26 protein-coding genes are annotated in these 25,884 nt (G+C 72.2%); 15 read left to right on the top strand and 11 right to left on the bottom strand.

Annotated elements, in window-relative coordinates:
• Positions 1 to 224: 224 nt before the first annotated feature.
• From ACFYX0_RS07245 to ACFYX0_RS07230, 4 genes are read left to right on the top strand one after another with little or no spacing between them, the layout of a single operon-like run.
• Positions 225 to 2,681: an ATP-binding protein gene (locus ACFYX0_RS07245; RefSeq protein WP_388967339.1), complete on the top strand. Its 2,457-nt coding sequence runs from the start codon at positions 225 to 227 to the stop codon at positions 2,679 to 2,681.
• Complete coding sequence (locus ACFYX0_RS07240; RefSeq protein ID WP_355906048.1) at positions 2,678 to 3,154, top strand: roadblock/LC7 domain-containing protein; 477 nt, start codon at positions 2,678 to 2,680, stop codon at positions 3,152 to 3,154. Before ACFYX0_RS07245 ends, ACFYX0_RS07240 begins: the two co-directional genes overlap by 4 nt.
• Positions 3,155 to 3,190: 36 nt before the next feature.
• Positions 3,191 to 3,625: a DUF742 domain-containing protein gene (locus tag ACFYX0_RS07235; protein ID WP_311699768.1), complete on the top strand. Its 435-nt coding sequence runs from the start codon at positions 3,191 to 3,193 to the stop codon at positions 3,623 to 3,625.
• Positions 3,612 to 4,211, top strand: a complete 600-nt coding sequence (locus ACFYX0_RS07230) for an ATP/GTP-binding protein (RefSeq protein ID WP_388967336.1) — start codon at positions 3,612 to 3,614, stop codon at positions 4,209 to 4,211. The genes ACFYX0_RS07235 and ACFYX0_RS07230 overlap by 14 nt, the downstream gene beginning before the upstream one ends.
• Positions 4,212 to 4,262: 51 nt before the next feature.
• Here ACFYX0_RS07230 and ACFYX0_RS07225 read toward each other — a convergent pair whose 3' ends face one another.
• The 8 genes from ACFYX0_RS07225 to ACFYX0_RS07190 all read right to left on the bottom strand — a co-directional run bounded on the left by ACFYX0_RS07225 (position 4,263) and on the right by ACFYX0_RS07190 (position 11,007).
• On the bottom strand, positions 4,263 to 4,931 hold the full coding sequence (locus ACFYX0_RS07225) for an ABC transporter permease (RefSeq protein ID WP_388967333.1): 669 nt from the start codon (positions 4,929 to 4,931) through the stop codon (positions 4,263 to 4,265).
• Positions 4,928 to 5,644 carry an ABC transporter permease gene (locus tag ACFYX0_RS07220; RefSeq protein WP_388967330.1) on the bottom strand — a complete coding sequence of 239 codons (717 nt, stop codon included), beginning with the start codon at positions 5,642 to 5,644 and terminating at the stop codon, positions 4,928 to 4,930. The genes ACFYX0_RS07225 and ACFYX0_RS07220 overlap by 4 nt, the downstream gene beginning before the upstream one ends.
• Entirely contained in the window at positions 5,641 to 6,807 is a 1,167-nt protein-coding gene (locus tag ACFYX0_RS07215) for an ABC transporter ATP-binding protein (protein WP_388967327.1), read from the bottom strand. Before ACFYX0_RS07215 ends, ACFYX0_RS07220 begins: the two co-directional genes overlap by 4 nt.
• A gap of 164 nt (positions 6,808 to 6,971) precedes the next feature.
• Positions 6,972 to 7,454 (bottom strand): molybdopterin-dependent oxidoreductase, encoded by a 483-nt coding sequence (locus tag ACFYX0_RS07210; protein WP_388967324.1) that lies wholly within the window; start codon positions 7,452 to 7,454, stop codon positions 6,972 to 6,974.
• A gap of 168 nt (positions 7,455 to 7,622) precedes the next feature.
• The gene (gene msrB / locus ACFYX0_RS07205; RefSeq protein WP_355906064.1) at positions 7,623 to 8,030 is read right to left on the bottom strand and encodes a peptide-methionine (R)-S-oxide reductase MsrB; all 408 of its coding nucleotides are present in this window, start codon (positions 8,028 to 8,030) and stop codon (positions 7,623 to 7,625) included.
• 14 nt (positions 8,031 to 8,044) lie between these two features.
• Complete coding sequence (gene murC, locus ACFYX0_RS07200) at positions 8,045 to 9,433, bottom strand: UDP-N-acetylmuramate--L-alanine ligase (RefSeq protein WP_388967321.1); 1,389 nt, start codon at positions 9,431 to 9,433, stop codon at positions 8,045 to 8,047.
• An 84-nt stretch (positions 9,434 to 9,517) separates the two neighbouring features.
• Positions 9,518 to 9,991: an indole-3-glycerol phosphate synthase gene (locus ACFYX0_RS07195; protein ID WP_311699760.1), complete on the bottom strand. Its 474-nt coding sequence runs from the start codon at positions 9,989 to 9,991 to the stop codon at positions 9,518 to 9,520.
• A gap of 185 nt (positions 9,992 to 10,176) precedes the next feature.
• Positions 10,177 to 11,007 (bottom strand): pyrimidine reductase family protein, encoded by an 831-nt coding sequence (locus ACFYX0_RS07190; RefSeq protein ID WP_388967319.1) that lies wholly within the window; start codon positions 11,005 to 11,007, stop codon positions 10,177 to 10,179.
• Between ACFYX0_RS07190 and zapE the strand changes: the two genes are divergently transcribed.
• From zapE to ACFYX0_RS07150, 8 genes are all read left to right on the top strand, one after another.
• Positions 11,006 to 12,148 (top strand): cell division protein ZapE, encoded by a 1,143-nt coding sequence (gene zapE, locus ACFYX0_RS07185; RefSeq protein WP_388967316.1) that lies wholly within the window; start codon positions 11,006 to 11,008, stop codon positions 12,146 to 12,148. The genes ACFYX0_RS07190 and zapE overlap by 2 nt on opposite strands.
• Positions 12,149 to 12,304: 156 nt before the next feature.
• Positions 12,305 to 12,688, top strand: a complete 384-nt coding sequence (locus tag ACFYX0_RS07180; RefSeq protein ID WP_355906076.1) for a hypothetical protein — start codon at positions 12,305 to 12,307, stop codon at positions 12,686 to 12,688.
• A gap of 149 nt (positions 12,689 to 12,837) precedes the next feature.
• Positions 12,838 to 13,419, top strand: coding sequence for a carbonic anhydrase (locus tag ACFYX0_RS07175; RefSeq protein WP_355906078.1), 582 nt, complete (start codon positions 12,838 to 12,840; stop codon positions 13,417 to 13,419).
• Between the two features lie 8 nt (positions 13,420 to 13,427).
• A complete protein-coding gene (locus tag ACFYX0_RS07170) occupies positions 13,428 to 14,885 on the top strand; it encodes a SulP family inorganic anion transporter (RefSeq protein ID WP_388967313.1) in 1,458 nt (485 codons plus the stop codon).
• A 168-nt stretch (positions 14,886 to 15,053) separates the two neighbouring features.
• Positions 15,054 to 16,109, top strand: coding sequence for a slipin family protein (locus ACFYX0_RS07165; protein ID WP_388967311.1), 1,056 nt, complete (start codon positions 15,054 to 15,056; stop codon positions 16,107 to 16,109).
• Between the two features lie 152 nt (positions 16,110 to 16,261).
• Entirely contained in the window at positions 16,262 to 17,104 is an 843-nt protein-coding gene (locus ACFYX0_RS07160) for a polysaccharide deacetylase family protein (RefSeq protein WP_388967309.1), read from the top strand.
• Positions 17,105 to 17,181: 77 nt separating this feature from the next.
• Positions 17,182 to 17,931, top strand: a complete 750-nt coding sequence (locus ACFYX0_RS07155) for an aminoacyl-tRNA hydrolase (RefSeq protein WP_388967307.1) — start codon at positions 17,182 to 17,184, stop codon at positions 17,929 to 17,931.
• Between the two features lie 66 nt (positions 17,932 to 17,997).
• A complete protein-coding gene (locus ACFYX0_RS07150) occupies positions 17,998 to 18,291 on the top strand; it encodes a hypothetical protein (RefSeq protein ID WP_311699751.1) in 294 nt (97 codons plus the stop codon).
• Between the two features lie 64 nt (positions 18,292 to 18,355).
• Here the strand turns inward: ACFYX0_RS07150 and ACFYX0_RS07145 are convergent, their stop codons facing one another.
• A complete protein-coding gene (locus tag ACFYX0_RS07145) occupies positions 18,356 to 19,267 on the bottom strand; it encodes a glycosyl hydrolase family 16 (RefSeq protein WP_388967304.1) in 912 nt (303 codons plus the stop codon).
• Positions 19,268 to 19,639: 372 nt separating this feature from the next.
• Here ACFYX0_RS07145 and ACFYX0_RS07140 point away from each other — a divergent pair, with 372 nt between their 5' ends.
• Positions 19,640 to 21,007 (top strand): DUF692 domain-containing protein, encoded by a 1,368-nt coding sequence (locus ACFYX0_RS07140; protein ID WP_388967301.1) that lies wholly within the window; start codon positions 19,640 to 19,642, stop codon positions 21,005 to 21,007.
• Between the two features lie 308 nt (positions 21,008 to 21,315).
• Positions 21,316 to 22,089, top strand: coding sequence for a DUF4142 domain-containing protein (locus ACFYX0_RS07135; protein WP_388967298.1), 774 nt, complete (start codon positions 21,316 to 21,318; stop codon positions 22,087 to 22,089).
• Between the two features lie 42 nt (positions 22,090 to 22,131).
• On the opposite strand, the gene hemQ is transcribed toward ACFYX0_RS07135, so the two are convergent.
• Together hemQ and hemG are read right to left on the bottom strand one after the other, a co-directional pair.
• Entirely contained in the window at positions 22,132 to 22,863 is a 732-nt protein-coding gene (hemQ, locus tag ACFYX0_RS07130) for a hydrogen peroxide-dependent heme synthase (RefSeq protein ID WP_388967296.1), read from the bottom strand.
• Positions 22,864 to 22,867: 4 nt separating this feature from the next.
• Positions 22,868 to 24,325, bottom strand: a complete 1,458-nt coding sequence (gene hemG, locus ACFYX0_RS07125) for a protoporphyrinogen oxidase (RefSeq protein WP_388967293.1) — start codon at positions 24,323 to 24,325, stop codon at positions 22,868 to 22,870.
• A gap of 123 nt (positions 24,326 to 24,448) precedes the next feature.
• Between hemG and ACFYX0_RS07120 the strand changes: the two genes are divergently transcribed.
• Positions 24,449 to 25,846 carry an FAD-dependent oxidoreductase gene (locus tag ACFYX0_RS07120; RefSeq protein ID WP_388967290.1) on the top strand — a complete coding sequence of 466 codons (1,398 nt, stop codon included), beginning with the start codon at positions 24,449 to 24,451 and terminating at the stop codon, positions 25,844 to 25,846.
• Positions 25,847 to 25,884: the final 38 nt, after the last annotated feature.

Raw genomic sequence — 25,884 nt, 5'->3', positions numbered from 1 at the left:
GTAATGGATTCTTGACGTAGGGCGATCGGATGCGTGGCCTGAAGAGGCGGTAGTCTCCGCACGTCGGCGACGGGCTGCGGTCCTGGTCGGCATCGGCGTTCCAGGCCGCCGCATACCGTTCCGTGTCGACCACGTCCGGTTCCGATGGTGACCCGGGTCGGCCGATCAGTGTCACTTTCCTGTGCAATCCTCGCGCACTCCGAGCGGCCTTCGAAGGAGACTTGGTGTCCACGAACGAGGTGGACGCGCCGGCCCGGCCGGCGCCGTCGTCGCCGCGGACCGGCATCCGCGCCTTCGCCGACCGATGGCCGTTCCGGCGCAAGCTCAACGTCCTCGTCGGCGTCCCGCTCGCGATGGTCGCCGTACTGCTCGCCTACCTCATCACCGACCTGCTGCAGCAGTCGAGCAGCGCCGAGTCGGCGGCCCGGCTCGTCCGGGACAGCACCCAGGTCGCGCGGCTCGTCGACCGGGTGGAGGCCGAGCACCAGCAGGCCGTCCTGCTCTCCGTGCGCTACGAGGCCACCTTCGACGGCGGCACTCCCTCCCTGTCCGACTACCGCGACGCCCAGCGGGCCGTCGACGCCCAGATCCGTACCGTGCGCAGCACCTTCGGCGACCGGCTGCCGGCGACGGAGGACCAGGCCCTGAAGCAGGTCGAGGGGCTCACCAGCCTGCGTGACCGGGTCGAGCAGAGCTATCTGCCCGCCGACAGCATCGACCCGGCCTACACCAACGCCGCCAAGGACCTGATCGACGGACTCGCCCTGGAGCACAACGCGGATCTCGCGACGAGCTTCACCGGCAATCTGCTCGACTCCCTGCTGCGCGCCGATGCCGCCCACGCGGCCTTCGAGACCGGCGTGTTCTCGGCGACGACCGGGGACGCCAACGCGCTCATCGAGTTCACGGGCGCGGTCGGCTCCCACGGGCTGTACACCTACCAGGCCGACCGCTTCGGCCGGTTCGCCGCCGACGACCAGACGGACGAGCTGTCCGGCATGGAACACAGCGCGGCCCAGCAGGAGATCGCGCAGGCCTACGCCGAGCTCCAGATCGACCCCAGCGGACTGCAGGCCGGCACGACGACGCAGGTCCGGCAGACGTTCCTGAACGCGCTGGCCGAGTATCCCGCCTTCCCGAAGCAGGCCGACAGCCGGCTCAGGATCACCTCCTCGCTCATCGGGCAGATCGCCGACCGGGCCGAGGGCGCCTCGAACACGGCGCAGTGGCGGGCGGGACTGCTGCTCAGCCTCGCGCTGATCGGCTTCGTCGTCTGGATCGCCTTCTCCGTGGCGGTGCGCCGCTCGGTGGTCCGCCCGGTGCAGGCCCTCACCGCCGCCGCGCAGCAGGTCGCGGAGGTCGCCGGCCGCGAACTCGCCCGGGTGGCCGACGACGACGCCGAGGACGACGGCCCGTCCCGCCTGCGGGAGATGCCCGTCACCGCGCGCGACGAGATCGGCGAACTCGCCGAGGCCTTCAACCATGTGCAGACCACCGCCGCCGCGCTGCTGGAACGCCAGGTGCTCAGCCGCCGCAACGTCGCCGAGATGTTCGGCAGCGTCGGCCGCCGCGTCAGCAACCTGACGACCCGCCAGCTGTCCCTGATCGACGCGGTGGAGCGCGGCGAGACCGATCCCGCGCTCCTGGAACGCCTCTATTCCATCGACCACATCGCCGTACGCCTGCGCCGCAACGCCGACAGCCTGATGCTGCTCGCCGGCATCCGCGAGACGGTCCTGGACTCCGGCCCCACGGCGCTCACCAATGTCGTACGCGCCGCTCTCGGCCAGATCGAGGGCTTCCAGCGGGTGCGGCTGCGGGCCGGGACCGATGTCATGGTGGAGCCCGACATCATCGGCGATCTGACCCTCATGGTCGCCGAACTCGTCGAGAACGCCGTCTCGTTCTCGCCCGCGGGCAGCCCCGTCGAGGTCACGGTGGCGGCGGGCGCCGAGGGCGCGGTGGTCTCGGTCGCCGACCAGGGCCTGGGCATGAGCGCCGAGCGGCTGGCCGAGGAGAACGCCCGGCTGATCCGCCGCGAGCGCCTGGACGTCGTCCCGACCAAGGTGCTCGGCCTGTTCGTGGTGGGTACGCTGGCGCGCCGCTGGGAGGTCGGGGTCGTGCTGTCCCGTACGCCCGGCGGCGGTGTCACGGCGACGGTCGAGATCCCCTCGTCGCTGCTGCTGAGGATGAGCCCGGTGAGCGCCCCGGCGGCCGCCCTCACCTCCACGCCGGTACCCGCGTCCGCCGTGTCCGGGCCGGTGCCCGCGCGGGCCGCCGTCGCGAAGGAGGCGACGCCCGCGCGACGGACGGACACCGTCGCCGGGGACGCCACGGCGCCGGGATCCGAGCCCGCCCTTGGGAACGGGACGGGATCCCTGCCCCGGAGGGTCCCCCGCCGCGACGCCGACCCGGACCCGGGCACGCCCCGGCCGCTGCGCCGTCGCGTGCGGGGCGCGACGCTGCGGACCACGGCCGACGCCGCCGAGCGGGCCGCATGGCAGGTCTCCCGGTCCACGGACGCGGAGGCCGTACGCGCCGCGCTGGAGGAGTTCGAGGCCGCGGTGGAACGCGCACACCGCGACAGCCCCGCCCCGGCCCGTGCGCACGGCACAGAGGCCATGCACCACACGCAGGACCCGCACGATGAGAACCACCTCCCGGAAGGAGCGGAGCAGTGAGCACGTCGACAGGTGACACCCCCGCAGGAGGCACCACGCCGGCCGACCTCCAGGCCGCCGCAGCAGACTTCACCTGGCTGCTCAACCGTTTCGCCACCGAGACCGCGGGCGTCGTCGACGCCATCGCGGTGTCCTCGGACGGACTGCTCATCGCCGTCTCCGAACTGCGCGAGCCGGCCGATTCGGAGCGGCTCGCCGCCATCGTCTCCGGCATCACCAGCCTGGCCGCCGGTGCCTCCGGCAACTACGGCCTGGGCGGTCTCAACAAGGTCATCATCGATCTGGAGGGCGGCCATGTGCTGGTCTCCGCGATCGGCAGCGGCGCCGTGCTCGGCGTGGTCACCGACAAGGAGGCCAAGCTGGGCAACATCGCCTACGAGATGACCCTGTTCGCCAACCGGGCCGGTGCCGCGCTCAGCCCCCAGCTCGTGCTGGAGCTGAAGAACAGCGTCGGCGCCGCGTCGACGGGGTGACCGGCCTCCGCCCGGTCGAGGAAGGAAGTAGCACCCATGGCGGACGGCCGCACTGCGCGCGGTGCCGGCGCGGAAGGCGAGCCGGGGCCCGTCGGTCCCGCCTCCGCCGTACGGCCGTTCCTGGTCACCGCCGGCCGGGTGGCGCCCACGGCGTCCGGCCGGCCGGTTCCCGTCGAGACCCAGGTGGTGGCCACCGCCGCCGGCCTTGAGGCACTCGACGGGCTGTCGTTCGAGCAGCACGACATCGTGGCCGCGTGCAGACAGCCGCAGTCCATCGCGGAGATCGCGTCCCGGCTGCGGCTGCATCTGAACGTGGTCCGGGTCCTGGCCGAGGACCTGCGCGCCGCCGGGCAGCTGACGGTGCATGTGCCGCAGGCCGACGTCACCCACCACGCATCCGTGCTGCGCAGGGTTATCGATGGCCTCCGGGCCATTCCCGACTCCCGGGGGGTACTCCGTGACACCGACTGAACCCGTCACCCGCGGTGCCGGGACGCAGACCGTCGTACGACCGCCACTCCCGGTCAAGATGGTGATCGCGGGCGGCTTCGGGGTGGGCAAGACCACCGCCGTCGGGTCGATCTCGGAGATCGTGCCGCTGACCACCGAGGCGGCCATCACCGAGGTCGCCGCGGGCGTGGACGACGTCACGCACACCCCGCGCAAGACCACGACCACGGTCGCGATGGACTTCGGCTGCATCACCATCGACCCGACCCTGAAGCTGTATCTGTTCGGCACGCCGGGCCAGGAGCGGTTCGGGTTCATGTGGGACGACATCGTGGAGGGCGCGGTCGGCGCGCTCGTCATCGTCGACACCCGCCGCCTCGACGACTGCTACGCGGCCGTGGACTACTTCGAGCACCGGCAGATCCCGTTCGCGGTCGCCCTCAACGCCTTCGACGGCAAGGTGGAGTACGACGTGGACGAGGTCCGCTGGGCGCTGGACGTCGCCGCGCACGTGCCGGTCATCGTCTTCGACGCGCGCGAGCGCGGCTCGGTGCGGGACGCGCTGCTCGTCGTACTGGAACAGGCACTGGCCCTCACGGAGGCCTGAGCCGGACGGGCGAGGGCCCGGAGGTAGTTCCCTCCGGGCCCTCGCGCGTCGTCAGGCGCTTCTGCGCACCCCGGCCGACACTGCGGTCCGCGCCACGGCCCAGAACACGCCGAGGGTCACCAGCGCCAGTACGGCGACCAGCGTGGCGCCGCCCACGACCTTCTCGTAGTCGCGCTGGTAGAGCCCGTCCACGATGTACCGGCCGAGGCCGCCGAGGCTGACGTACGCGGCGATGGTGGCCGTGGAGACGATCTGGATGGCCGCCGAGCGCAGACCGCTCAGGATCAGCGGCAGCGCGACGGGCACCTCCACCTGGAAGAGGATCCGCGGTTCGGTCATCCCCATGCCCCGCGCGGCGTCCACGGGCGACGGGTCGACGGAGCGCACGGCCTCGTAGGTGGTCACCAGGATCGGCGGCACGGCGAGCACGACCAGCGGGATCATCACGGGCAGCAACCCGAACCCGAGCAGGATGAACATCAGCACCAGCAGGCCGAAGCTGGGGAGCGCCCGGGCCGCGGTGGCGATCAGGGCGAGCGTGTTGCCGCCGCGTCCGGTGTGACCGGTGATCAGGCCGATCGGCAGCCCGATCGCGGCCGCGACGGCGAGCGCGATGAGCGAGTACCGGACGTGTTCGAACAGACGGTGCGGGATGCCGTCGTAGCCGTGCCAGTGGGCGCTGTCGCTGAAGAAGGCGTTGACGAAGTGGAGTACGTTCACCGGACGGCCTCCTCAAGGGCGGGCGGGGCCGGCTCGGGCCGGGCCTCGACGCTCTTCGCCCGCCCGCGGCCCGTGCCCCGCGGCATCCAGGGGGTCAGCAGGACGCGTACGAGGACCAGCAGGCCGTCGGCGAGGATGGCGAGGACCGCCGTGGTGAGCACGGAGTTCCAGGCCAGCTCGGGCCGGTGGTAGATGTTCGCGTCGTTGAGCAGGTTGCCCAGCGCGCCCTGGTTGCCGATCAGCATGCCGACGCTGACCAGGCTGATGCTGGACACGGTCGCCACCCTGAGGCCCGCGAGGATGGCGGGCACGGCGATCGGCAACTGCACCTGGACATAGCGGCGCAGCGGCCCGAAGCCCATGGCGGCGGCCGCGTCGAGGGTCTCCTGCGGCACCGAGCGGACGCCGTCGACGATCGCCGGGACCAGCACGACCAGGCTGTAGACGGCCAGCGGGATCATGACGGTCAGCTCGGTCTGGCCGGTGTAGTCGATGAGGACGACGAAGAACGCCAGCGACGGGATGGCGTACAGCACGGTCGTCACGCCGAGCACCGGCGGGTACAGCCAGCGGAACCGCACGCACAGCTGGGCGATCGGCAGGGCCGCGACCAGACCGGCCAGGACGGGCAGCAGGGCCTCGCGCAGATGCAGCCCGATCAGGCCGAGCCAGCTGTGCTGGAGGTCGCTCGGGATGTCGAAGAACCGGTTCATCCGGCGGCCTTCTCCTTCCGCGCGTCTTCCTGCTCGTCATCGCGCTCGCCCACCGACGCGCCCGCGGCGTGGGCGCTGCGGATGGCCTCGCCGACGGTCTGCTGCGAGACGACCCCGGCCACCCGGCCCTCGTCGTCCACGGCGACCGCCCAGCCGGTGGGAGAGAGCACGGCGCCGTCGAGCGCGGCGCGCAGCGAGTCCCTGCCATGGACGAACGGCCGCCCGTACGGCAGCAGTCGCTCCGGCGCGATGTCCCCCGCGACCAGCTTCTCCGGCTCGCTCCAGCCGAGCGGCCTGCCGTCGAGGTCGGTGACGAGCAGGTACGGCGCCTGCGAGGTGACGCGGGAGGCGATCTGTTCGGCGGTCGAGTCGACGGCCACGATCGGGCTCTTCGTCAACTCCAGTTCGCCGGAGGTGAAGAAGGACAGCCGCCGGATGCCCCGGTCCGTGCCGAGGAAGTCCTCCACGAAGGAGTCGGCCGGGGCGGAGAGCAGTTCGGCGGGCGGGGCGAACTGGGCGAGCCGGCCACCGGTGCGCAGCACGGCGACCATCGTGCCGAGCCGGATCGCCTCGTCGATGTCATGAGTGACGAAGACGATCGTCTTGCCCAATTCGTCCTGGATTCGGAGCAGTTCCTCCTGAAGGCCCTTGCGCACGATCGGGTCGACGGCGGAGAACGGCTCGTCCATCAGCAGCACCGGCGGGTCCGCGGCGAGCGCGCGCGCCACACCGACGCGCTGCTGCTGCCCGCCGGAGAGCTGATAGGGGTACCGCTTGGCGAGCGAGGCGTCGAGGCCGACCCGTTCCATCAGCTCCCGGGCGCGCGTGCGGGCGCGGTCCTTGCTCCAGCCGAGCAGCCGGGGCACGGTCGCGATGTTGTCGACGATGGTGCGGTGCTGGAAGAGGCCCGCGTTCTGGATGACGTAACCCATGGACCGGCGCAACGAGTTCACGGGCTGCCGGCCGATGTCGACGCCGTCGATGGTGATCGTGCCCTCGCTCGGCTCGACCATCCGGTTGATCATGCGCAGGGTCGTGGTCTTGCCGCAGCCGGAGGGACCGACGAGGACGGTGATCGAGCGGTCCGGTATCTCCAGGGACAGCCGGTCGACCGCCACCGTGCCGTCCGGGTACCGCTTGCTGACTGAATCTATCCGTATCAAAGCGCCGAATACCCTTCGGGTGTGGCAGGAGCGGCCCGTTCCCGGCCGATGTCGCACGGGCCGTTGCGGGGAAGAGTGTAGACGGCCGGTGTTGCGGCCCTATGGCGGGTGACCTGGCGGTCGGCCCGGGTCCTACGCCGGGAACGCCGCCGTCGCCGCCGTCGTCAGGCCCACGCCCGGAAGGCGCCGTCCACCCGGATCGCGTTCACGCCACTGACGTACCGCGCCCCGCAGCGGTCCTGGGGCAGGACCAGTTGGGGCCCCGCCCGGTCGAGCGGGGTGTCGTCGATGCTGCCCGCGAGCAGCACGGGCGCACGCCCGAAGTCGGGGTCGATCTCGGCCCAGGACAACAGCACATGATGACCGTCGGCGCCGGTCACGGCGATCAGGAAGCGGAGCCGGTCCTTGCGCCGGGCGGGGTCGAAGCCGGGGCCCGCGGCGGACAGCACGTCGTACAGCAGCGGGCCGGTGAACCGGTGTCGCCGTACGCCGCTGGTGGCGCACTCGAAGGTCACCCCTACCCGGTGCTGGGGCCAGGCGCCGAGGTCGGGCACGGTCAGCCGGACCGGACGCGCGAGGTCCCCGGTCAGCGCGAGCTGCGCCGCCGGCCCGGTGCCGACGGCCGGCCCCACGGGGGACGGGCTCACGGGCCACCACCTCCGCGGGCAACGGTACCCACACGGAGACCCTCCACAAACGCATCCGCCCGCTGAAACGCGAGAAGGCCCTGGCTCCTGCGGCAGGGAAGGGCCTCCTGCCTCGCAGATACGACTGCGGCTCCCCCGGTGTCCGGGGGAGCCGCGAGCCGTCCGGTGTCAGCCCTCGTCGGGCTGCAGCCGCAAAGAGATCGAGTTGATGCAGTACCGCTGGTCCGTCGGGGTCGGATAGCCCTCGCCCTCGAAGACATGCCCGAGGTGCGATCCGCAGCGGGCGCAGCGCACCTCGGTGCGGACCATCCCGTGCGAGCGGTCCTCGATCAGTTCCACCGCGTCGGTGTCCTTCGGGTCGTAGAAGGACGGCCAGCCGCAGTGGGACTCGAACTTCGTGCCCGAGGTGAAGAGTTCGGCACCGCAGGCCCGGCAGGAGTAGACGCCCTTGGTCTTGGTGTCGGTGTACTCACCGGTGAAGGCGGGCTCCGTCGCGGCCTGACGCAAGACCGCGTACTCGGACGGGTTCAGCTCCGCGCGCCACTGCTCGTCCGGCTTCTCGACGTCGTACGCCATGCTGTGTCAGCCCCTTACTTCGACAGACGATCCAGGATGTGCGGGCCGAGGTCGGTGACATCGCCCGCGCCCATGGTGAGAACCAGATCCCCCGGCTTCACCATTCCCGCCACCGTCTCGGGGACCTCCGCCTTGTCGTGGACGGCCTGCACGTCGGCGCCCGCCGCCCGGGCCGCCGCGATGATCAGCTCGCTCGTCACGCCCGGGATCGGGTCCTCGCGGGCCGGGTAGATGTCCAGGACCACGGAGGCGTCCGCGAGGGCCAGCGCCGCACCCATCTCCTTGCCCAGTTCCTGGGTGCGGGAGAAGAGGTGGGGCTGGAAGACGACCAGGATGCGGGAGCCGTCGGCCGCGGCCCGCATCGCCTCCAGGTCCGCGGTCATCTCCGTGGGGTGGTGCGCGTAGGAGTCGATGACCTGGACGCCGGCCTCCTCGCCCTTGAGCTGGAGGCGGCGCTTGACGCCCGTGTACGCGGCCAGGGCCGGGGCCAGCTCGGCCGCCGGGACGCCCAGCGCCACGCCCGCCGCCAGCGCCGCGACCGCGTTGTGCGCGTAGTGGCGGCCCGGGACGGAGACCGTGAAGGTCAGCTCCGCACCCTCCAGGACCACCGTCACCCGGCTCTTCAGGCCTTGCGGGACCACCGAGAGGATGCGTACGTCGGCGTCCTCCGACTCGCCGTACGTCACCGTCCGCACCGAGCCGTCCAGCCGTCGCGTGAGCTCGCGCGCGCCCTCGTGGTCGGCCGTGATCACCAGCGTGCCGCCGGACACGATCTTGCCCGCGAACGTCTGGAAGGACTCGTAGATCTCCTCCATGGACGCGTAGTTCGCGTGGTGGTCCAGCTCGACGTTGAGGACGATGGCGACCTCGGGCGCGTACTTGTGGAAGCTGCGGTCGCTCTCGTCGGCCTCGGCGACGAAGATGTCGCCCTCGCCGTGCAGCGCGTTGGAGCCGGGGGCGTCCAGGTCGCCGCCGATGGCGTACGACGGGGCGAGGCCCAGCTCGGTGAGGGACACCGCGAGCATCGACGTGGTGGTCGTCTTGCCGTGGGTGCCGGCGACCGCGATCGGGCGCAGACCGTCCATCAGGCGGGCGAGCGCGTCCGAGCGGTGCACCACGGGGATGCCCAGCTCCGTCGCGCGCGCCAGCTCCGGGTTGTCGGCCCGGATCGCGGAGGAGACGACCACGCAGGTGGCGTCGTCGGCGAGGTGCTCGGCGGCGTGCCCGATGTGCACGGTCACCCCCAGCTCCCGCAGCGCCTCGGCGGTCGCCGAGTCCTTGGCGTCGCTGCCCGCCACCCGGGCGCCGCGCTGCGCGAGGATCTTGGCGATGCCCGACATTCCGGCGCCGCCGATGCCGATGAAGTGCGGTCGGTCCATGGCGGTGGGAAGGCCGGGCGCCATATGCGTCTCCTGGAGTGGTGCGGCGAAGGTCGAGCGGCACACCACCCTAGTCCCATCGCGTACGCAATAGGATTTCGGCGCTGCTCACGCCTTGCTGTGCGAGAACAGCTTCAGCACCGGCACGCCCACCTTGTGCCGGGCCCTGGACGCCCAGTCGCGGTGGAAGAACTCCTCCACGTAGTGCGGGTCGGTCAGGACGATCACCTCGTCCGCCTCGACCTCGTCGACCAGCTTCTTCAGCGCGTCCAGCGGATGGTCCTCGATGAGGCGGCCCTCCGCCTCGCTGCCGGTCGCCCGCAGCGCGGTCAGCGACACCTCCAGGGCCTGCTGGCCGAGGGCCGCGGCGTCCTTGCCCTCCGGGGTCTCCCGCTCGTGCGCGGCCTCGTCCAGCTCGCCGAGGGCGATGTCGTCGATGGCCCGCAGCAGGCGGTCGGCCTGGTCGCCGCGCGGCTGCAGCAGCACGCGGAACGCGACCGCCTCCTCACCGTGCAAGGTCGTCACGAACTCCACGTCGGCCGTCGTGAGGGCTTTCTCGATCATCAGTACGCTCGTGAACACGGCAGGCGCCCCTTCCTGTGAGGACCCCGCCGGGGGCCTCTGTCGTCCGTGGGCCGTAGAGGCCCTGCGGAAACCATCCTGCCCCGTGATCGCACAGGGTTTGCAAGATCTAGTCTGCCTGGGGAGGACTGGCGGGTCCGACCGGGGTCGTCGCCGTCGCGTCCGGCCGGAGCGGCTGGACGCCGTCAGGTCCTGCGGTAGCGGCTGAAGAGGAATCCCTCCTCCTCCAGCAGCGACACCAGCCCGAAGCGCTCGGGCACCGCCACCGACGGGCCCCCCGCGATCCGCTGCGCGTCACCCGCCGTGAGCATCGGGGAGACCGTCAGACACAGCTCGTCCAGGACGCCCGCGGCGATCAGCTGCCCGAGCAGACGGGGGCCGCCCTCGGTGAGCAGCCGGGTCATCCCGAGGTCCGCCAGCGCCCGTACGGCGCGGGCGGGGTCCACCCCCATGCCGTCCCCGGCGATCAGCACGCGGGCGCCCGCCCGCTCGGCCGCGGCCACCCGGTCCGGCGCCGCGGCGGCCCCGGTCAGCACCAGCGTGGGCACCAGCGGCGAGGTGAACAGTGGCCAGGAGAAGTCCAGGTCGAGGCTCGCGCTGACCACGGCGATCGCGGGCGCGGCGGCCTGCCCGGCCGCCTCCCGGAGCCCCGCGAAGGCCGCACGCGCGCGTGCCGGGCGATAGCCCTCCTGCCGTACCGTCTGGGCGCCCACCAGCACGACGTCCGCCAGCCCCCGCAGCGTGCCGAAGATCCGCATGTCGGCGGCGTCGGAGATGGGCTGGGAGCGCCCGTCGTGCTGTGCGGCGCCGTCGAGGGTGCTGACCATGTTGGCGCGCAGCCAGGGCTCCCGGCCGCCGGGGCCGGGCTCGGGGTACGCGTACGCCGCGGCCAGCTCCTGCAGGCTCCACTCCCGGTCGGCGGTGTCCGTGGCGGGCGGTCCGCCCGCCACACCCCCGGGGGGTGTGCCGCCCGGTCGGGGCGCTGTCTCGTCGGTCACAGGGAACAGGCGTCGCATGACGTGCAGTGTGGCACGGCCCTTAGCATGGACAACCGTGTCCTCCTCCTCCGCCGCCGCCACCGGGATCGAACCGATAGCCGACGCGGTCCCGTTGTCCCTGTGCGCCCGCGAGCCGCACGTCCCCGCCGACCGGCTCGTCGCCGAGATGGTGCCGCCCCCGCGCTTCGACTCGGTCCGCTTCTCGACCTACATCCCGGACCCGAACCAGCCCAGCCAGAGCGAGGCCGTGCGCGTCCTGGAGAGTTTCGCCACGGGTCTCGGCGGCGCCCCGGCCGCGTCCGCCAGGCGTTCGCTCTTCGGCTTCGGCAGGGCGAAGACCCCCAAGACCCCGGCCGGACCCCGCGGTGTCTACCTCGACGGCGGCTACGGCGTCGGCAAGACCCATCTGCTCGCCTCCCTGTGGCACGCCACCCCGGCCGAGCCCGAGCTCAAGGCCTTCGGCACCTTCGTGGAGCTGACCAACCTGGTCGGCGCGCTCGGCTTCCAGCAGACGGTACGCACGCTCTCCGGGCACCGGCTGCTGTGTATCGACGAGTTCGAGCTCGACGACCCCGGTGACACCGTCCTCGTCTCCACCCTGCTCGGCAAGCTCGTCGAGACGGGCGTCGCCCTCGCCGCCACGTCCAACACCCTGCCGGGCAAGCTCGGTGAGGGCCGGTTCGCCGCCGCCGACTTCCTGCGGGAGATCCAGGGTCTGTCCGCGCACTTCCGCGCGCTGCGCATCGACGGCGAGGACTACCGGCACCGCGGACTGCCCGAGGCTCCGGCGCCGTTCACCGAGGAGCAGGTCGCGAAGGCGGCGTACGCCACCGAGGGCGCCTCGCTCGACGCATTCCCCGACCTCCTGGAGCACCTGGCCCGCGTCCATCCGAGCCGCTACGGGGCGCTGACCGACGGGGTGAAGGCCGTCTGCCTGACCGATGTCGGGCCCGTGCCGGACCAGTCGACTGCACTGCGGCTGGTCGTGCTCGCGGACCGGCTCTACGACCGGGAGGTGCCGGTGCTCGCCTCCGGGCTCCCGTTCGACCAGCTGTTCAGCGAGGAGATGCTGAAGGGCGGTTACCGCAAGAAGTACTTCCGCGCGATCTCCCGCCTCACCGCCCTCGCCCGTGACGCAAAGGGTCTCGTGAAGGCGTAACAGTCCCAAACGGTTGTGCGCCGTCGGCGCGTTCCAGCCATCCTCACCTCGGTTTTTGGGCTCTCCTTTACCTGAGACGTGAAGTTGACCCTGCAAACGAGTCGGCCGGGTTAACGTGTTGGTCGTGACGCACGCACGCAGCGGGAAGGGGGGCGCATGGTTCGCGGTACGACGGTCCGGTGGGTGCTGACGGCGCTGTCCGCCCTTCTGCTCGCCCTGCAGCTCTTCGCGCCCACCCCCTCCTTCGCCTCCGCGCACCGGACCCAGCTGACCGCCGCCGGCTCCCCGGAGCCGGTCATGCACAAGCGCGCGGACGACTCGGACGAGACCGTCCACTGCGGCAGGACCGGGCACCCGGCGGTCCCGGCCGGCCCGCCGCGCACCCGCGACCGCCAGCGCACGGCCGTGGAACCGGTGCCGGGGAAACCCGCGCCGGCGTCGTCGGAGTGCGACGCCCCGGCCGCCCGGCCCGCCGGGCCGCACATATCCAGACCCTCGATCGCTCACGCTCCCGCGGCACTCCAGGTGTTCCGCTGCTGAGCCATCCGTCCGGTACGGACTGACAGCGCCCTCCCCTCACCACGCCACGTTGGCCGAGCGCGTCGACGTGGGGCCATGTCGCCGTACCCGCATATGCCACGTTCTCGTACGCCGACGCGCCGAACGAAGCGCGCCAGGAGGAACTGACAATGCAGCCCCTCATCGATCACGCCCGTGCGCACGGACAGCGCCCCGAGCAGTTCGCCCGGCTGGCCGAGGGCCAGTCCCCGCAGGTCCTGTTCATCACCTGCTCCGACTCCCGGGTCGTACCCGCGCTGATCACCGGAGCCCGGCCCGGTGAACTCTTCGAACTGCGCACCGCGGGCAACATCGTGCCCCCGTACGCCTCCGAGCACCCCACCAGCGAGGCGGCCACCATCGAGTACGCCGTGGAGGTGCTCGGCGTCAGGGACGTCGTCGTCTGCGGCCACTCCCACTGCGGTGCCGTCGGCGCGCTGGTGCGCGGCGACGACCTGACCGCCGTCCCCGCCGTGCGCGACTGGCTGGCGCACGCCGCGCCCGAGCCGCGGGCGGCCGACGCGGAGGACCCGGCAGTCGCGGACGCCGTACAGAATCACGTGCTCGCGCAGTTGCTGCGCCTGCGGTCCTACCCGTGTGTGGAACAGCGGCTGACCGCGGGCCTGTTGCGCCTGCACGGCTGGTACTACGAGGTGCACACCGGAGCCGTGCACGAACACCGCAGCGCCACCGACACCTTCGAAGCCCTGTGAGCGGCCCGATGAGCAAATTCCCCTATCTGAGGCAGGACTTCACCGCCTCACTCGTCGTCTTCCTGGTCGCGCTCCCGCTGTGCGTGGGCGTGGCCGTCGCCTCCGGAGTGCCCGCCGAACTCGGCCTGATCACCGGCATCGTGGGCGGCCTGGTCACCGGAGTGCTGCGCGGCAGCAGCCTCCAGGTGTCCGGGCCCGCGGCCGGGCTGACCGTGCTGGTCTTCGAGGCGGTACGGGAGTTCGGACTGCCGCTGCTCGGTGTGATCGTGCTCGCCACCGGTGTGCTCCAGCTGCTCATGGGCGCGCTGCGGCTCGGGCGCTGGTTCCGCGCCATCTCGGTCTCCGTCGTGGAGGGCATGCTGGCCGGCATCGGCCTGGTGCTGATCGCAGGCCAGCTGTACTCCGTGCTCGGCGCGAAGGCCCCGGCCTCGGGCCCGGGCAAGATAGCCGGACTGCCCGGGGCGCTGATCGACGCCGCGTCGAGCACCCGGGCACCGGCCTCCCTAGCCGTCGGCGCGGGCACCATCGCCGTCCTCGTGCTGTGGAAGCATCTGCCGCGCGCGGTGCGCACGGTGCCCGGTCCGCTCGCCGCGGTCGGCCTCGCCACCCTCGCCGGCGTGGTCCTCGGACTGCCGGTGGCGACGGTCGAGGTGAAGGGGCTGCTCGGCTCGGTCCAGCCGCCCTCCCTGAGCGCCTTCGGCGAGCTGGCCAACCCGGGCCTGCTCGGCACGATCGTCGCGTTCACGCTGATCGCGTCCGCCGAGTCGCTCTTCAGCGCCGCCGCCGTGGACCGGCTCCACGACGGTCCGCGCACGCAGTACAACAAGGAGTTGATGGCGCAGGGCGCCGGCAACACGGTGTGCGGGCTGCTCGGGGCGCTGCCGATGACCGCGGTGATCGTACGCAGCGCGGCCAATGTCCAGGCGGGCGCCCGCACCAAGGCGTCACGGGTGCTGCACGGAGTGTGGCTGCTGCTGTTCGCGGCGCTGCTGCCGTCCGTGCTGGCGTACATACCGATCCCGGCGCTGGCCGGTGTTCTCGTGTACTCCGGCGCCAAGCTCGTCCCCGTACGGCCGCTCGTGGCGCTCTGGCGTGAGCACCGGGGCGAGGCGCTGATCCTGCTGGTCACCGCGGTGTCCATCGTGGCGATCAGCATGTTCGAGGGCGTGCTCATCGGGCTCGCGCTGGCCGTGCTGAAGACGGCGTGGGAGGCCTCGCACGTCCGGCTGGAGGTCATCGACAAGGGTGCGGGCCCCGTGCAGGCGTATCTGTCGGGCAATGCGACGTTCCTGCGGCTGCCGAAGATCCTCGACAGTCTGGAGGCGCTGCCGCAGGACCGGCCGGTGCAGCTCGATCTGGCCGGGCTGCATCATCTGGACCATGCCTGCCGCACGGCCCTGGAGAACTGGGCGGAACGGCACAGCGCAGCGGGGACGGAACCCGTCCGCTTGACGTCCGGCGGCTGACCCCCGGACCGTTCCCGACCCCGACGCACAAGGGCCCGCCGGTACCGCACCGGCGGGCCCTCGCTTCGTGGACCTCGACGGAATTATCGTGATTATGAGGCAAGTGCGGATGCATCCGGATATGCCGGGTGCACGGGTTGCACCGGACCTCTCGGTGAGGAGGTCGTCATGCTCTCGGAGCTGGTGGGTGCGCTGGTCGGACTCGGCGCCGTGGGGCTCGTGTACGTGTCCGCGGCGGCCCGGGTGGTCAAGCAGTACGAGCGCGGGATCGTGTTCCGCTTCGGGCGGCTGCTCGGTCCGGCGAGGCCGCCCGGCTTCACCGTGATCGTTCCCTTCGTCGACCGGCTGCAGAAGGTCAACATGCAGATCGTGACGCTGCCGATCCCGGCGCAGGAGGGCATCACTCGGGACAACGTGACGGTGCGCGTGGACGCCGTCGTCTACTTCAAGGTGATCGACCCGGCGAACGCGGTCATCCAGGTCGAGGACTACCGGTTCGCGGTCTCGCAGATGGCGCAGACCTCGCTGCGCTCGATCATCGGCAAGAGCGATCTGGACGATCTGCTGTCCAACCGGGAGAAGCTCAACCAGGGCCTGGAGCTGATGATCGACAGCCCGGCCGTGGGCTGGGGCGTGCAGATCGACCGGGTCGAGATCAAGGACGTGTCGCTGCCCGACACGATGAAGCGGTCGATGGCCCGCCAGGCGGAGGCGGACCGTGAGCGCCGGGCGCGCGTCATCAACGCCGACGCGGAACTCCAGGCGTCCAAGAAGCTGGCGGAGGCCGCCGGGGTGATGTCGCAGCAGCCCGCCGCACTTCAGCTGCGGCTGCTGCAGACCGTGGTGGCGGTCGCGGCGGAGAAGAACTCCACGCTGGTCCTGCCGTTCCCGGTCGAGTTGCTGCGGTTCCTGGAGCGCGCGCAGGGCGCGACGGGGCAGGACGGGGCGCACTCGGCCCTCGACGCATCGGAGCAGCCGGTCTCCGACACTTCGGAGCAGCCGGCCGAGAGCCCGTCGGCGCCGGCGGACGGGACGGTACCGCAGTTGTCGGAGGCAGCCGCCGAGGAGCCGACCGCGGCGCCTGTGCACGGGCTCGCCCAGGTCCCCCTCGGCGAAGGTGCCTCGACCCCGTCGGGCGAGGCCCCTCCGGAACTGTGGGCGGAACCCCCGACCGAGGACGTGCCCCCGGCCCCCGCCCCCGCCTCGGCCACCCGCGACGAGTGACCCTGCGCCGCCCGCCTCGGCCGGCTCCCTTCCGAGGGGCCGACCGGGCCGGGCGTCCGTGGCAGCCCAGCCGGGTGACTTCGCCGTCGTACCGGCCCGGCGCACCGGCGCCGGGACCGATCTCCTCGTAGACGCGACCGTACGTTGGCGCGGTGACCTCTCTTGTACGACGGATCGCCACCGTCTGCGCGTACGGCGCCGTCCTGGCCGCCTGCGGAGCCCCGCACGGCCTCGGACGGCCGTCCGTGCCGTCCTCGGTGGCGCCCTGGACGGCCGTCTCCCGAATGCCGCTGCCCGGTCCCGGGGCCCCGGGACCGACGCCCGTCTTCATGAGCGCGCGGACACAGAAGAAGACCGTCGCCCTCACCTTCGACGCGGACATGACCGCCGACGACGGGCCACGGGCGGCGCACGGCGAACACTTCGACAATCCCGCGCTGATCGAGGCGCTGCGCGAGCTGAAGGTGCCCGCCACCCTGTTCATGACCGGCCGATGGGCCGACCAGTACCCCGGAGAGGCCCGGGACATCGGCAGGGATCCGCTCTTCGAGGTCGCCAACCACTCCTACAGTCACTACTCTTTCACCGACAGTTGCTACGGGCTGCCGGTGCTGCCCCCGTCGAAGATGCGCGCGGACGTGGAGCGCGCCTTCACGGCGATGCGCAAGGCGGGCGTCGCCCGTCCGATGCCGTACTTCCGCTTCCCCGGCGGCTGCTACGACAACCGCGCCCTGCGCGCGCTCGGCCCGCTCGGGATCACCGCGATCCAGTGGGACGTGGTCAGCGGGGACGCGCTCGCCGCGGACGCGGGGGCGGTGGCCCGGCGGGTGCTGCGCGGGGTGCGGCCCGGCTCCGTGGTGATCATGCACTGCACACGGAGTGCCGCGCCGATGACCGAACCGGCGGTGCGCAAGCTGGTGCCCGAGCTGCGCAAGCAGGGCTACCGCTTCGTCAAGGTCTCCGAGCTGGTGGGAGCGCCGGGCGGGCACCGGTAGGCCCCAGCGGCCGCCATCTGCGCCGGAGAAACGGCTCACCCGATGACCCGATCTTCCGCCCTGGCACACTTGGCGTCGTGAGCAGTGACCAGACCCCCGCAACGTCGGCGGACTCCCCGCACGACGGCCAGGACAGCCCCTTCCGCTCCGAGCGCACCGCGCGCGACGAGGCGCCGCAGTTCGTCATGCCGCTGGTGGTGCGCATCGAGCGGGCCGCTCCCCCGGCGCGTACGGACGCGCTGGAGACCGCGGCACGCGCCGTGCTCGTGATGCTCAGCGACGCGCGTTCGCTGGGCGAGGGCGAGTGGGCCCAGGCCATGCGGGACTGGCAGGACGCGCGGATCCGCAAGGTGGTGCGCCGGGCGCGCGGCGCGGAGTGGCTCCGGGCCGAGGCACTGCCCGGCATCACGATCACCGGCAAGTCCGCGGAGGTACGGGTCTTCCCGCCGGTCCCGCTGGACGGCTGGCCCAAGGACCTGGCCCGGCTCCAGGTCTCGGGCACGGACCTCGACGACCCGGAGCCGCCCGTCGATCCGGAGCCGTCGACGCCGGTCCTGTGGCTGAACCCCGACCTGGAGATGTCCGCGGGCAAGGCGATGGCCCAGGCCGGTCACGGCGCGCAGCTCGCCTGGTGGGCCCTGCCGGACGACGAGCGTGCCGTCTGGCGCGACGCCGGCTTCCCGCTCCAGGTCCGCATCGCTCCCCCGGCCCGCTGGGCCGAACTGACCGCGTCCGGCCTGCCGTTGGTGCGCGACGCCGGCTTCACGGAGATCGCCCCCGGCAGCTGCACGGTGGTGGCGGACCACCCGGCCCTGCACCGGCGCTGACCGCGCGCGGCGCGCGCCGTCCCTCCGATGCGGCATCGGGAACACCTTGGTGACAGGATCGGCGTTATGGGCACCGAGACGGACTGGGTGTACCGGGTGTTCGAGCCGCACGGCTCGGAGGGATGGCGCCCCTACGGCAGCGACCCCGCGCGGTGGCGGGGCACGATCAGCGCCGCCGACTCGAGCGAGGGCGCCCAGTACGCCGTCGCCCTCGTCGTCGCCGACCTGATGACCGAGTGGAAGGCGTGCGGCCAGCCCCGGGCCAAGCACGTGCGGGTCTTCCTCTGGCGCGAGGAGGAGGGCGAGGCGGCGGACGCGGACATCATCGTGGAGGTCCGGCCGGACATCCACACCGTGTGACGGAGAGTGTCCGATGTGACGAAGAGTGTCCGATCCGCTTCTCCCGCCCGGCCCCGCGCCGGGGTCATCCGCGCGCCGCCTGGTATCGGTAGCAGGTCAGCCAGGTCGTGTCGATCTGGACGGAGGAGCCCCGGGCGGCGTAGTGACCGCCGAGGCTCGACTCGTTCTGGAGCACCCAGGGCGTGGCGTCGGGGTTGTCGCCCGACACTCCGCCGATCCTCCTGCCGTCCAGGTAGAAGGTGACGCCCGACGGGGTGATCTCGTAGGTGCTGGTGTGCCAGTCGGTCCAGCGTTCGAAGACGTCGGCGTTGTACTCGCGGAAGCCGTGGACGAAGGCGCTGATCGGGTCGTAGGCGAAGTTCTCGCCGGCCTCCGGGAAGTCGATCTCGCTTCCGGCGTAGCGCAGATGGGCCATCTTGTAGCCGTCGAGCGTGCCGTGCACACGCCAGCGCTCGCTGAACTTGCCGTAGCGGATGTTCATACAGCCCAGCGGCACCGGCGCGGACACATGGTTGTCGCCGACCGGCGGCCGGTACATGCGCACGTGCAGCTGCCCGTCGCCGCCGGCGGACGGGCCGATCCAGGTGGTGTCGTCGGCGCGGTACTCGCCGCCGAAGGTGCGGGTGTTGCCGTTGGAGTGGTTCTTGGGGTTGGCCGTGTCGTACCAGCCACGCGGATAGGCGCCGAACTGCTGGTAGACGGCGCCGAACCGCCTGAGGCCCGCGCAGTGGAAGTCGCCGTCCCCGGCACAGCCGGTGAAGGCCCCGAGCGGCACGTACTGGCCGTTGAAGTCGTCGGCGAAGACCTGGCGGAAGGGCCCGCAGTCGCCGTGGGGCATCGCGTCGCCCACGGCGTGACAGGCGTCCTGCGACGGCGCGGCCGCGTGCGCCGGTGCCACGCCGGGGGACGACACGAGGGCGGCCAGGACGAGAGCGACCGCACCGCGCCGGCGGTGCCTGTGGGGACGGGTGATCACGGTTCCTCCAGGTAGGGGTGGGCCAGGGCCTAGAGGCCGCATGGTCACCAGCAGCTCTTCCTGGGGGCCGCGTTCCGTAGTGCCCCCCGTTGGAGTGGAAGTGGGGGCGGGGGCTCGGAGAAGGTCCGGCGACGGGCGGCAGACGGCGGGCAACGGGCCGGACTGCGGGCGCCGGGCAGAACCTCAAATGTTGCTCTGAAGGTCCCCGGGGAGGGTTCGGCGTCGGGGGCCGGGGCCATCACTCCGTCACACCGGCAGCGGCGGTCGTCGACGGGGACGGGCGGGGCGGGGACGGGGCGGGGAGCCACAGGGTCGGCCGGGGCGGCGGCCGGGCGCGGGTGCGCCGGGTGATCCATGGCGGAGGAGGGGACGATGGAGCGTTTGGGTACGGGCATCGGGTGGCGGCCGGAGATCGCCGACGCCGTGGAGCGGATGCCCGGCATCGACTGGGTCGAGACCGTGGCCGAGAACGTGTGCCCCGGTCACCTTCCCGAGTCGCTGGTGCGGCTGCGCGAGCGCGGCGTCACCGTCGTCCCGCACGGCGTCTCCCTCGGTCTCGGCGGCGCGGACCGCCCCGACGAGGCGCGGCTGGCCGCGCTCGCCGAGTGCACGGGGGCCCTGGGCTCGCCACTGGTCACCGAGCACATCGCGTTCGTACGGGCCGGCGGGCCGCTGACCGTCTCGCGGGCGCTGGAGGCGGGCCATCTGCTCCCGGTCCCGCGCACCCGCGACGCCCTGGACGTCCTGTGCGAGAACGTCCGCATCGCCCAGGACGCGCTTCCCGTGCCGCTCGCCGTCGAGAACATCGCGGCGCTGATCTCCTGGCCGGGCGAGGAGATGACCGAGGGACAGTTTCTGTACGATCTGGCCGACCGCACCGGCGTACGACTCCTGATCGACGTCGCCAATCTGCACACCAACCATGTCAACCGGGGCGAGGACCCGGCCAGGGCGCTGGACGAACTGCCCGTGGAGGCCATCGCGTACGTCCATGTCGCGGGCGGCTTCGAACGCGACGGCGTCTGGCACGACAGCCACGCCCACCCGGTGCCGCAACCGGTACTCGACATCCTGGCCGACCTCGCGTCCCGTGCCACGCCGCCCGGATTGCTCCTGGAGCGCGACGAGAACTTCCCCGAACCGGGCGAACTGGAGCGGGAGTTGTCCGCCATCCGGCTGACGGTCGAGAAGGCGAGGGCCGGGTCGGTGGGCCTGGCGGGTGCGGACGAGTCGGCGCGCGACACGGGTCCGGGCAAGTCGGTGGCGGGCCCGGGATCCGGCCGTGGCGATGACGGTGACGGAGTTGGTGGCGGTCGTGGTGGCGCGTCCGCACGGGAGCGGCTCGCGCTCGCGCAGGCCGCGCTGCTGTCCTGCCTCGTCGCCGGCACTCCTGTGCCCGAGGGATTCGACCGGGTACGGCTCGGGGTGCAGGCGCGCGCCCTGGCCGCCAAGCGGGCCGGCGTCGTCGCGAAGGTCGCGCCCGAACTGCCGGTGATCCTCGGGGAGGCGTTCCGGCAGGTCTTCCTGGACTACGCCCAGAGACGTCCGATGACCGGGGGCTACCGGCGCGACGCCCTCGACTTCGCCGAGCATCTGCTGCGGGCCGGGCTCCCCGAGGACGCCGGGGCGCGGCGACGGCTGCACGACTGGTGGCTGGAGCGCTCGGGGCCCACCCCGCCGTCCCGGCATCCCGCGGCCCGGCTGGCCCGGGCCACACGCCGGGCGCTGCTGCGGCACTGAGTCCCCGGAGTCGTACCGCTCACGGGCGCCCGCCCCCTGTCACCCCAGCCCCCGTAGCACTCCCTGCCACATGCCGGAGGCCTTCCCGCGTGTGCCGCGATTAACACAGCGCCTCAAGGCTCGAATACGGCGGTCGTTTTGGACGCCTTCGCAAGGGAATGCCCCTCGCCCTCCACGGGGCATTCCATGTGGCATACCCGCTTTTCCAACTGTTTCTTCCCTCACGACAGTTGACGCAGAGGGCGCAGTAGCATGCCAAATCGCACCCGCAGCGCATTGGCGCGCGGTGCCGCATGCAGGAGGCACCCATGCGATCCAGACCCGTCAGACGCCGCGGAATCCTCAGCGGCACCGGGATCCTCATCACCATGCTCGCGGGGACCCTCGCCGCACTGGTCTTCCCGGTCTGGTCCTACGCGGACCGCTCCGGCACCGGACTGGACACCCTGAACGCCCAGACCGTCCCGACGAGCTACGGCCCGCTGTCCGCGCTGGACCGGGACTTCGTCACCCGGGTCCGGCTGGCCGGGCTGTGGGAACTGCCGGCGGGGCAGCAGGCCGAGGAGAAGGGCACCACCCAGGCCGTCCGCACCGCGGGAGAGCATCTGGTCCAGGGCCACACCTTCCTGGACGCACGGGTCCGTGATGTCGCCGGGCGCCTCGGACTCGCCCTGCCCGATCAGCCGAACGCGCAACAGCAGCAGTGGCTCGCGACGCTGAACACGGCCCAGGGCGAGGAGTACGACCGCGACTTCGCCGATCTGCTGCGCCAGGCCCATGGCAAGGTCTTCACCGTCGTCGCCCAGGTCCGCGCGACCACCCGCAACTCACTGGTGCGAGCCCTCGCCGACGACGCCAACGCCACCGTGCTGGACCACATCAAGGTCCTGGAGGCCACGGGCTTCGTCGACTTCGACGCGCTGGCCCGGGACGCGGCCACCGCCTCCCCGCCGCCACTGACCTACTCCCCCGCACCGCCGGGCCCCACCACGGACCCGGGCACACCGGTTCCGGTGACGCCGTCGGCGACGTATCCGCTGCCGCCCGCCACATCCGGCCCGCCTCCCCCCGTGACAGGCTGACGCGCCGGGCACCCCGGGGCGCCCGGCGCGCATGCGCCGCGGTCAGGCGAGACCGGCGACCAGCTCGGCCACCGACTTAAGGCGGCCGGTGAAGAAGGGGATCTCCTCGCGGACGTGCATCCGGGCCTCGGAGCCGCGCAGATGGCGCATGAGGTCGACGATCCGGTGCAGCTCGTCGGCCTCGAAGGCGAGGACCCACTCGTAGTCACCGAGGGAGAACGAGGCGACCGTGTTGGCGCGCACGTCCGGGTAGCCGCGGGCCATCTTGCCGTGGTCCGCGAGCATCCGGCGGCGGTCCTCGTCCGGCAGCAGGTACCAGTCGTACGAGCGCACGAACGGGTAGACGCTCACATAGTTGCGCGGCGTCTCGTCGGCGAGGAACGCCGGGATGTGCGAGCGGTTGAACTCGGCGGGGCGGTGCAGCGCCATGTTCGACCAGACCGGGGCGAGGGCGCGGCCCAGCTTCGTGCGGCGGAAGAGGTTGTACGCCTCCTGCAGCTGGTCGCTGGTCTCCGCGTGCCACCAGATCATGAGGTCGGCATCGGCGCGCAGGCCCGACAGGTCGTACGTACCGCGGATGGTCACGTCCTTCGCGGCGAGCTGGTCGAACAGCTCCTGGACCTCGTCGGCGTACCCGGCGCGTTCCTCGGGCAGTACGTCCTTCAGCTTGAAGACGGACCACAGCGTGTAGCGGATGACCTCGTTGAGGTCCTTGGCCAGCTTGCCCTTGTTCGGGATCCTGCCGGACTCGGTGGTGGGTGCGTCGTCGCTCATGTGCCTATTCTCCCGCTCCGCCATGGAGGCTCTGCACCGGGTTGGCGGTGAGCTCCTGCACACCGCGCAGATCGCCGCCCAACTGGTCGACGGCCGCGTACGCACTCGCGATGCAGGCGGGGATGCCGACCCCGTCGTAGGCCGCACCGCAGACGGCCAGTCCCGGGAGCTTCGCGACGTACTCGCGGACGCGGGCCACGCGCGCGTGGTGACCGACGGGGTACTGGGGCAGGCCGTCCGTCCAGCGGGTGACGCGGGTCTCCACCGGGGTGGCGTCCAGGCCGGTCGCCTCCCACAGGTCGCTGCGCGAGACGGCCACCAGGTCGGCGTCCTCGTGATCGAGGATCTCGGTCTCCCCGTACCGCCCGACGGACGTCCTCAGGACGAGCAGGTCGGGGTTCTCGTCGGCGATCCAGCCCCACTTCCGGGAGGCGAAGGTCGACGCCTTGATCGTGCGTCCGTCGACCGGCGGCACCAGGAAGCCGCTGCCGTCGGGGAGGGCGGCGTCGGCACGACGGTAGGCGAGGGTGACCAGGGCCATGGAGGCGTACTCGACGGCGCGCAGTTCGGCGGCGGCCTCGGGGGACGCGGTGCGCAGCAGCCGGGCGGCCTGCGGGGCGGGGGTGGCGACGACCACGGCGTCCGCCTCGTACAGACGGTCCTCGACCAGGACCTCCCAGCCCTCGCCGGTGCGGTGCAGCCCCTCCACGACGGAATTCAGCAGGATCTCGCCGCCCCTGGCCCGGACCGACTCCGCGACGGCGAGCGGAAGCCGGCCGACTCCGCCCTCGATGCCCATGAACACCGGGCCCGCCTGCGCGGCCGCGGCGGTCTTCGCCTGGATGTCGCGGACGGCCTCCGTCAGCGAGTCGTGGGACTGCGCGGCCTGGAAGAGCTGCGGTACCGCCGAGCGCATCGAGATGCGGTACGCGTCGCCCGCGTACACCCCGCCCAGCAGGGGTTCCACCAGGCGGTCGACGACCTCGCGGCCGAGGCGGTCCGCCACGTACTCCCCGACCGCGACGTCGTCGCCGACCTCCGTGCGCGGCAGGTGTGCGTCCTCCTCGATGCGGCGCAGGCCCTCGTCGGAGAGGAGGCCGAGGAGCGCGGACGCGGTGCCGGGGACGCCCATGACATGGCCCTTGGGCATCGGCCGCAGGGCGCCGCGGGTCCAGATCGAGGCGGTCGCCGTGGCCGGCGGGTGGAGCCGGTCCCCGAGGCCCACCGCACGGGCCAGCGCCACCGCCTCGGGCCGCCGGGCCAGCATCGACTCGGCCCCGAGGTCGACCCGCACGCCCGCGATCTCGCCGGGCAGCAGCTTGCCGCCGAGCCGGTCCGACGCCTCCAGGACCGTCACCCGCGCGCCCCGGTCCAGCAGCCGGTGAGCGGCGGCCAGTCCCGCGATCCCGCCTCCGATGACGACGACGTGCCCCGCGTCCGCGCGGGCGTGCAGTGCGCTCATGTCCCCCAGCCTCTCAGACACCACCGACAGCCCCGCAGGGGCCAGGTGTCCCCACCGGGCCCGGCCGTCACCGCACCGGGTCCGGATCCGGCCAAAGGTGCCGCGTCCTCGTAGCGTGTTCGCATGAGCATGAGCCGTACGAAAGAGCGCCTCGTCGTCATCGGCGGCGATGCGGCGGGCATGTCCGCCGCATCGCAGGCACGCCGCCTCAAGGGTCCGGACCAATTGGAGATCGTGGCGTTCGAACGCGGCCACTTCTCCTCGTACTCGGCGTGCGGCATCCCGTACTGGGTCGGCGGCGACGTCGACTCCCGGGACCGGCTGATCGCCCGCACGCCGGAGGAGCACCGCGCACGCGCCATCGATCTGCGGATGCGGACGGAGGTCACCGAGATCGATGTGGCCCGGGGCCGGGTACGCGCGCGGGACGTCGATTCCGGGGCCGAGTCGTGGACGTCGTACGACAAGCTCGTGATCGCGACCGGTGCCCGGCCGATCCGTCCCGATCTGCCCGGCGTCGACGCGCCCGGGGTGCACGGGGTGCAGACACTCGACGACGGCCAGGCCCTGCTGGACTCGCTCGCAGCCACGCCGGGGCGTCGCGCGGTGGTCGTCGGCGCGGGTTACATCGGCGTGGAGATGGCCGAGGCGATGATCAACCGCGGCTACGAGGTCACCGTCGTCAACCGTGGCAGCCAGCCCATGGCGACCCTCGACCCGGATATGGGCCGGCTGGTGAACCGCGCCATGGAGGGGCTGGGGATCACCATGGTGAACGACGCCGAGGTCACCAAGATCCTCACGGGGGACGGTGCGGGACGCCGGGTGCGGGCGGTCGGCACGGACGCGGCCGAGTACCCGGCCGACGTGGTCATCCTCGGGATCGGCGTACGCCCGGAGACGGCGCTCGCGCAGGCGGCCGGTCTGCCGCTCGGCGCGCACGGCGGACTGCTCACCGATCTGGCCATGCGGGTGCGCGGCCACGAGAACATCTGGTCGGGCGGCGACTGCGTGGAGGTGCTCGACCTGGTCTCGGGGCGGATGCGGCACATCGCGCTGGGCACCCATGCCAACAAGCACGGCCAGGTCATCGGCACCAATGTGGGCGGGGGCTACGCCACGTTCCCGGGCGTGGTCGGCACGGCCGTGAGCAAGGTCTGCGACCTGGAGATCGCGCGCACCGGGCTGCGGGAGAAGGACGCGCGACGGGCCGGGCTGCAGTACGAGACGGTCGTCATCGAGTCGACCAGCCGCGCGGGCTACTACCCCGACGCCGCCCCCATGACCGTCAAGATGCTCGCCGAGCGCCGTACGGGGCGTCTGCTCGGCGTCCAGATCGTCGGCCGGGAGGGCGCGGCCAAACGCGTCGACATCGCGGCGGTGGCGCTGACGGCACAGATGACGGTGGAGGAGATGACGGCCCTCGACCTGGGCTACGCGCCGCCGTTCTCCCCGGTGTGGGACCCGGTCCTGGTGGCCGCTCGCAAGGCGGCCGCGGCGGTGGCCAAAGCGCCCCGATAGGAGCGGGAGACGGCGCGACCGGCGGCCACCGGTCGCGG

Source organism: Streptomyces sp. NPDC002573, from assembly GCF_042889625.1.
Classification (GTDB): Bacteria; Actinomycetota; Actinomycetes; order Streptomycetales; family Streptomycetaceae; genus Streptomyces; species Streptomyces gibsoniae.
This window is presented reverse-complemented; position numbering and strand designations above follow the sequence as displayed.

Bases quoted from the DNA above. Each gene is read 5' to 3' on its own strand.
- ACFYX0_RS07175 (WP_355906078.1), top strand. From the start codon at position 12,838: ATGCAGCCCCTCATCGATCACGCCCGTGCGCACGGACAGCGCCCCGAG.
- ACFYX0_RS07180 (WP_355906076.1), top strand. From the start codon at position 12,305: ATGGTTCGCGGTACGACGGTCCGGTGGGTGCTGACGGCGCTGTCCGCC.
- ACFYX0_RS07190 (WP_388967319.1), bottom strand. From the start codon at position 11,007: ATGCGACGCCTGTTCCCTGTGACCGACGAGACAGCGCCCCGACCGGGC.
- ACFYX0_RS07135 (WP_388967298.1), top strand. From the start codon at position 21,316: ATGCGATCCAGACCCGTCAGACGCCGCGGAATCCTCAGCGGCACCGGG.
- hemQ (WP_388967296.1), bottom strand. From the start codon at position 22,863: ATGAGCGACGACGCACCCACCACCGAGTCCGGCAGGATCCCGAACAAG.
- ACFYX0_RS07140 (WP_388967301.1), top strand. From the start codon at position 19,640: ATGGAGCGTTTGGGTACGGGCATCGGGTGGCGGCCGGAGATCGCCGAC.
- murC (WP_388967321.1), bottom strand. From the start codon at position 9,433: ATGGCGCCCGGCCTTCCCACCGCCATGGACCGACCGCACTTCATCGGC.
- zapE (WP_388967316.1), top strand. From the start codon at position 11,006: ATGACGTGCAGTGTGGCACGGCCCTTAGCATGGACAACCGTGTCCTCC.
- ACFYX0_RS07170 (WP_388967313.1), top strand. From the start codon at position 13,428: ATGAGCAAATTCCCCTATCTGAGGCAGGACTTCACCGCCTCACTCGTC.
- msrB (WP_355906064.1), bottom strand. From the start codon at position 8,030: ATGGCGTACGACGTCGAGAAGCCGGACGAGCAGTGGCGCGCGGAGCTG.
- ACFYX0_RS07235 (WP_311699768.1), top strand. From the start codon at position 3,191: ATGGCGGACGGCCGCACTGCGCGCGGTGCCGGCGCGGAAGGCGAGCCG.
- ACFYX0_RS07120 (WP_388967290.1), top strand. From the start codon at position 24,449: ATGAGCATGAGCCGTACGAAAGAGCGCCTCGTCGTCATCGGCGGCGAT.
- hemG (WP_388967293.1), bottom strand. From the start codon at position 24,325: ATGAGCGCACTGCACGCCCGCGCGGACGCGGGGCACGTCGTCGTCATC.
- ACFYX0_RS07220 (WP_388967330.1), bottom strand. From the start codon at position 5,644: ATGAACCGGTTCTTCGACATCCCGAGCGACCTCCAGCACAGCTGGCTC.
- ACFYX0_RS07165 (WP_388967311.1), top strand. From the start codon at position 15,054: ATGCTCTCGGAGCTGGTGGGTGCGCTGGTCGGACTCGGCGCCGTGGGG.
- ACFYX0_RS07150 (WP_311699751.1), top strand. From the start codon at position 17,998: ATGGGCACCGAGACGGACTGGGTGTACCGGGTGTTCGAGCCGCACGGC.